The sequence below is a fragment of the Streptomyces sp. 150FB genome (assembly GCF_000818195.1).
GTDB lineage: Bacteria > Actinomycetota > Actinomycetes > Streptomycetales > Streptomycetaceae > Streptomyces.
In genome coordinates, this window is record NZ_JTHL01000001.1 from 5,608,829 (window position 1) to 5,611,386 (window position 2,558).

The following is a 2,558-nucleotide window of genomic DNA, read 5'->3' on the forward strand; positions in this document are numbered from 1 at the left end:
CGAGCCCTCCGGAGCTGCGGCGGCGGGACGGCGGTCGCCGCCCGCCGCGTCCGGTATGTATGGCATGTCACTCTCCCCATGGGGCGCGTGCGTTCATGATGCTGGGTCAGTCAGACAGACGGGCAATAGGTCGGTCGGTCTGCCTGTCGGATCAGTGCCGGACGCACGACGAGGTCGCGCGCTCAGCCACGTACGTTCTCACCTGCCAGTCGCCGCGCGCGCTCCTCTTGGCGCGGATCCTGGTCTCGACGTAGCTGTCGTCGCTGCGCTTGGTGACCAGGATCCTGCCGGTCCTGAACTCCTTGCTGTAACCGATCTGCTGGTCCTCGCAGTAGTGCCCGTCGGCGGTGTTCGCTCCGAGAGCGTCGAGCGTGAATCCGTAATACACGTACGTCCCTGTCAGGGTGCGTCCCTGGTCGTGGTATTTGGCGATGGTGTCGTGCAGATACGGGGTCGCTTCTCCGGCGTAGTAGCGCCGCATGTTGGGTGTGTCGCCGGTGCCTTTCGCGAATGCCTCGATCTGTGCGGCGGCCGCATAGCCGATGTCGCGGAGGACGGCGTCCTTCCGCGCGTTTCCGGTCGGTCCGGGGGGCTCGATCCGTACCTTCAGGTCCGCAGGGAGATCGAACGCGGGCGTAGTGAATTCTCCGGTGACCGCGCCCTTTTCGTTCTTGTTCCGGTGTCCTTCGGCGGCGGAGTCCGACGTGTCGGAGCAGGCGGCGAGGGCCAGACAGGCAGCCGCGGAGAGGCAGGCGGCGACCGCTCGGCGTCGCGTGGTCGACATTTCCACGTGGGGGTCCCCGTATTTCTGTTCGTGTTTCTCTTCTTGTCCCTCTGTGGTCACCGGAGGACGCGCGAGAAGGCCGCCCGGTGCGCCGATAGTCCCCTATGTGCCCGTCACTCCCGGAGCTTTTACGGCCCCTGCGCGAGGAAATCGGTGCGGTGGCGCTGAATGCCGGGCGTGTTGAATCCGGTCGGCCGACAGGGTCCGCCCGTACGCGAGGGCTGTCGGAGCCCTGGCGTAGGCTGGCTCAGTCGTCACACCCCCGTTGGGAAGGACCACCCCCAGTGACCGAGAAGGCCGATCCCACGCCCGTAGATGTCACTGGCGCCCTCGCCCGGGCGGCCGCAGGGGGTCGCATCACGCCCGACGAGGCGCTCGTCCTCTACCGCTCCGCGCCGCTGCACGCCCTGGGCCAGGCGGCCGACGCCGCCCGCCGCCTGCGGTACGCGGGCACGGAGCACATCGCGACGTACATCATCGAGCGCAACATCAACTACACCAACGTGTGCGTGACGGCGTGCAAGTTCTGCGCCTTCTACGCGGCCCCCAAGGACACGGACAAGGGCTGGAGCCGCGACCTCGACGACATTCTGCGGCGCTGCGCCGAGACCGTCGAGCTGGGCGGCACGCAGATCATGTTCCAGGGCGGACACCACCCCGACTACGGCGTGGAGTACTACGAGGAGCACTTCTCCGCCATCAAGAAGGCGTTCCCGCAGCTCGTCATCCACTCTCTCGGCGCCTCCGAGATCGAGCACATGGCGCGCATCTCGGGGGTCTCGGCGAAGGAAGCGATCCAGCGGATCCACGCGGCCGGTCTCGACTCGTTCGCGGGCGCCGGCGCGGAGTTGCTGCCGGCGCGGCCCCGTAAGGCCATCGCACCGCTCAAGGAGTCCGGCGAGCGGTGGCTGGAGATCATGGAGACCGCGCACGGTCTCGGCGTCGAGTCGACGTCCACGATGCTGATGGGTACGGGCGAGACGAACGCCGAGCGCATCGAGCACCTGCGCATGATCCGCGACGTCCAGGACAGGACGGGCGGCTTCCGCGCCTTCATCCCGTACACGTACCAGCCCGAGAACAACCACCTCAAGGGCCAGACGCAGGCCACCCTCTTCGAGTACCTGCGCATGATCGCGATCGCGCGGCTCTTCCTCGACAACGTCGCGCACATCCAGGGCTCGTGGCTCACCACGGGCAAGGAGGTCGGCCAGCTCTCGCTGCACTACGGCGCCGACGACCTGGGCTCGATCATGCTGGAGGAGAACGTCGTCTCGTCGGCGGGTGCCAAGCACCGCTCCAACCGCATGGAGATCATCGACCTGATCCGTAAGGCGGGACGCGTCCCGGCGCAGCGCGCCACCACGTACGAGCACATCGTGGTGCACAACGACCCGGCGAACGACCCGGTCGACGACCGGGTGGCCTCGCACATCTCGTCCACGGCGATCGAGGGCGGCACTGCGCACCCGGAGCTGAAGCTGCTCAGCGCCAACTGACGCTCCTTCCGGCGACAAAGGGCGGGCCGACAACTGTGCTGACGATCCACCGCCCGCTCGGCGGGGTGCGTGTCACCGAGGACGCCGGTCCGGCCGCCGGGCACGCGGTGGTGGTCGACGGCGGGAGGTACGCGGCCGTCGGCCCGTACGAGACGCTGCTCGCCGAGCACGGCGCCCGCGCCCGCGTCCGGGAGTGGGACGGTGTCCTCGGTCCCGGACGGTACGAGCCGGGGGCGGCGGCGCTGCTGGAGGCCACGTACTGGCCCGACCCGCGT

2 protein-coding genes and 1 pseudogene are annotated in these 2,558 nt (G+C 68.6%); 2 read left to right on the forward strand and 1 reads right to left on the reverse strand.

Annotated features, from left to right (window positions below; all coding sequences use genetic code 11):
• Window positions 1-151: 151 nt before the first annotated feature.
• Window positions 152-784 (reverse strand): hypothetical protein, encoded by a 633-nt coding sequence (locus tag QR77_RS24085; RefSeq protein WP_040024207.1) that lies wholly within the window; start codon window positions 782-784, stop codon window positions 152-154.
• A gap of 284 nt (window positions 785-1,068) precedes the next feature.
• Here QR77_RS24085 and mqnC point away from each other — a divergent pair, with 284 nt between their 5' ends.
• Window positions 1,069-2,283, forward strand: a complete 1,215-nt coding sequence (gene mqnC / locus QR77_RS24090) for a cyclic dehypoxanthinyl futalosine synthase (RefSeq protein WP_040024208.1) — start codon at window positions 1,069-1,071, stop codon at window positions 2,281-2,283.
• Window positions 2,284-2,318: 35 nt separating this feature from the next.
• Window positions 2,319-2,558, forward strand: a pseudogene (locus QR77_RS49025) (hypothetical protein); the annotation flags it as partial.